Here is a 2946-nt window from a genome sequence, read left to right on the forward strand (position 1 = left end):
CAGTTTCTTTTCGGTACCGGCTTGCATGCGGTCTATCTCTTCCTTCCGGTTCTCGGCCTGCAGGGCGGCAAGATCCTTCGCCAGCCTGCGCTCTGTGGCCAGCCGTTGCTTGGCTTCCGCTTCCGGATTCTTCCCGGACTGTTCGGGGTCGGTATGTCCGCCGATATTTCCTTTTTTGGCGGCTTCTGCGGCTTTCCTTACCTCTTCCTCCGCTTTTTTCAGATAACCGTCGCGTTTGTTTTCGGCATTTTTCAACAGTATGTCATAAGCTTCCTGATCATGTTTCTTAATGGCAGCCTGTGCGTCATAGAACTGCCCGGATTCTGCCATGCTTGACTGCATGATATATTGTCCCCATTTCCCGAAAAAACCCATGGCGCTTTCAGCCTCTTCCGGTTTCTGCGCCTTGATTTTATTCACCTCTTCATCGGCTTCTGCAGCTTTTTTTACAAGGTTCTGGACATTGGCCTGGTGCAGCAGAACCTGTACATAGTCCTCGCTCTTTTGGATAAGGGTATCATACCATTCGGAAAGTGTTTTATAATACCCGAAAGATTCCCCGTACTTGCGGTTCAGTTCCTCTACCTTCGCCTTTTCCTGTTCCTTGCTGCCGGTGAAGTTCTTTATTTCATCGATGACCGATTTCAGTTCGAAGCGGGTACGCACCATCTGGGCACGGCCGTCCTTCTCTATCTCGGTCATTTCCTTGACTGATATGTTGAATTCATCCACGCCTTTTTTGGCACTGAACAGGTTTTTCGTCCAATCCCAGATTTCATCACCGTACATTACCAGCAGCATGATGCCGGTGGTCATGGCCGTCTGCCAGGAAAAGAGCGAGGACAGGACCTGTTTCCATACCGGTGTGCCTTTCTTGCCTGACTTCTGCAGCTCATCATATTCCTTACGGGCACGGGCCAGTTCGTCCGTAAAAATCGGCAGGTTGTTGGATATGGCCAGAAAGAACATCTGCGGTCCCATGGCCAAAGAAGGCATTTCACGGGCCATCTGCTGGATGCTGTTGTGAAGCCCGTTGAACTGGCGCTGTGCATTGGGCATGTCTGCAGGGGTGACCTGCACGGATTCCGATTCCTCCTGCAGCAGTTTCAGTTTGCCGCGCAATTCCTCAAGCTGCTTCTCCAGTGCATGGATCTGCGCGATATTGGCACTCTGGTCCAGATTGGGGGCAGCCGTCTCCCCGGCAAGGCGCAGCCTTTCCAGTTCAGCCTCCAGCAGCCTGACGGTATTACGCAGTTCCAGCGCCTCACGTTCGGCCTTGTTCATGCCGGGCGTGAGTTTGTCCTTCATCAAAAATTCAACTTCTACAGGTTTGCTCATTCCAGTTTGCTTTGAAAAAATCCTACTATATCGTTCGCTTCATCCTCGGCGCTGTGTTCCGGGCTGGGAGCACCGTTTCCGCCCGAAGTACCCGACTTCTTGCGCTTGTAGCGGGGCGCGTCGCTCAGCATCATGATCAGCGTCTGGTAATTCACCCCATCAAGGATGTAATCCACGCTCCAGCCGGTCGCCGATGCAATCTGCCACACGAAGCCGAAAGGGCTATGGGAACCTTCATACCAGGTTCTTAACTCCCCTTCCTTGCCTGGCTCAGTCTCGGAGTCATCGGGTTCGCCCGCGCTGTCGAGCTGATAATACGCATAAAATCCTTCGTGCCCATCAGACGCTCGAATGTTCGGAACATGGCCGTCAGATAACGCCACTCCACAAAGTTCCGCAGTACCCACGCTGTCACCCCGATGCCCACGTGCCGCGACACGTAGCCCCGGCATACCGTATAGGCCAGCAGACGGCTCACAGCCTTGCCATGTTCCGCTACAAAGGCCAGTTCCTCGGTCTTGTCCTTCGGCTGCCAGCCGGGCGCAACGCCCATCTTCAGGTATTCCCGCGCCAGCAGAATCTGACCCCGCAGCCTCGGACGCTTCATCGTCACACGCATCTCCACCGGGCGTTTCAGCCACGGAAGCTTCCACCTTTTAAGAGGTACGGACACGCCGCTGTCAAGCAGCGCGTCCGCACACTCCATCTCTATCAGTTGTTCCAAACGGTCAGCCATACGTTAGCCCTCCTCACTTTGGAGCGATGCTGCAGCCGCGGCTTCCGCCGGCGGCAGCTTGTACTGCCCCCACTCGTCCGGTATTGCTTCCGTATCGAACACGCCGTAAGGCTGCGAACCGTCCTCCGGCATCGCCACTTCGAGCGTAACCTCTATCTTGGAGGTTTCTGTAAGGGTCAGCTTGCCTGCAGGATTGGAAAGCAGCGTGGCGTTGGGAATCAGTACGCTCTGTCCGGACATGAGGGAGAGTTCCCATGGTCCCTGCATGACAAGCACCTCCGACGGGGCTGTCCAGCCGATCGGAGTTTTCTTTTCCGAGTCTTCTTTCTTATAATGCAGGCTGCCGCCAAGCAGTTTGTGCAGGTTCGAATAGTTCATCTGGATCACATTGAACGTCGGGGCGATGCCGCCGTTACTCTGTGGGATGACCAGCACCGGGGCACCCTGCACCTGTTCGGCCTCGATCTTCGCGGCCTCGGGTTTCTTGCCGCCCAGGTCAAACGAGTTCTTTTCAATATACCCGATTGTGAAATCCTTATACTTTACGGCTCCTATGCCGTACATGAAATTCTTGTTCATCGTTTATAAAGTTTGATGGTTAATAACACACCGGCCAATAAGCCGGCCAATACACCTGTGATAAACGTCCGCATCCGGTTCGGAGGGCGTTTTTCTACTGTTTGAACGTCATTCGAAGTTTCGTTCCTGGTCTCGCTCCGGATGCGTGTCAGCTCTTCTTCATACCACAGCACCAGCTGCTGCAGACTGTCGCACGAGGCTTCGGCCACAAGGTTTCCCTTGCCGTCACTGCCTACGGTCAGGTTGGCCTGTCCGCTCTTGCCACGGTACACGGCACCTTCAGGAAGCTTACG

General features: G+C 54.4%; 3 protein-coding genes and 2 pseudogenes. All 5 read right to left on the minus strand.

Going from position 1 to position 2946, the window contains the following annotated elements; translation table 11 throughout:
- A pseudogene (locus tag LPH68_RS25895) lies at positions 1-1338 on the minus strand (viral A-type inclusion protein); the annotation flags it as partial.
- Positions 1335-1547: a hypothetical protein gene (locus LPH68_RS26895; RefSeq protein ID WP_149949492.1), complete on the minus strand. Its 213-nt coding sequence runs from the start codon at positions 1545-1547 to the stop codon at positions 1335-1337. The gene LPH68_RS26895 and the pseudogene LPH68_RS25895, both read right to left, overlap by 4 nt.
- 38 nt (positions 1548-1585) lie before the next feature.
- A complete protein-coding gene (locus tag LPH68_RS25905) occupies positions 1586-2074 on the minus strand; it encodes a hypothetical protein (RefSeq protein ID WP_149949491.1) in 489 nt (162 codons plus the stop codon).
- 3 nt (positions 2075-2077) lie between these two features.
- Positions 2078-2653, minus strand: a complete 576-nt coding sequence (locus LPH68_RS25910; protein WP_230297246.1) for a hypothetical protein — start codon at positions 2651-2653, stop codon at positions 2078-2080.
- Positions 2650-2946: pseudogene (locus LPH68_RS25915) on the minus strand (hypothetical protein); the annotation flags it as partial. The pseudogene LPH68_RS25915 and the gene LPH68_RS25910, both read right to left, overlap by 4 nt.

This window comes from Bacteroides sp. 1_1_30, from assembly GCF_020982715.1.
Taxonomy (GTDB): Bacteria; Bacteroidota; Bacteroidia; order Bacteroidales; family Bacteroidaceae; genus Bacteroides; species Bacteroides xylanisolvens.

Coding starts and splice junctions, on each gene's coding strand:
- LPH68_RS25910 (WP_230297246.1), bottom strand. CDS start 2,653: ATGAACAAGAATTTCATGTACGGCATAGGAGCCGTAAAGTATAAGGAT.
- LPH68_RS25905 (WP_149949491.1), bottom strand. CDS start 2,074: ATGGCTGACCGTTTGGAACAACTGATAGAGATGGAGTGTGCGGACGCG.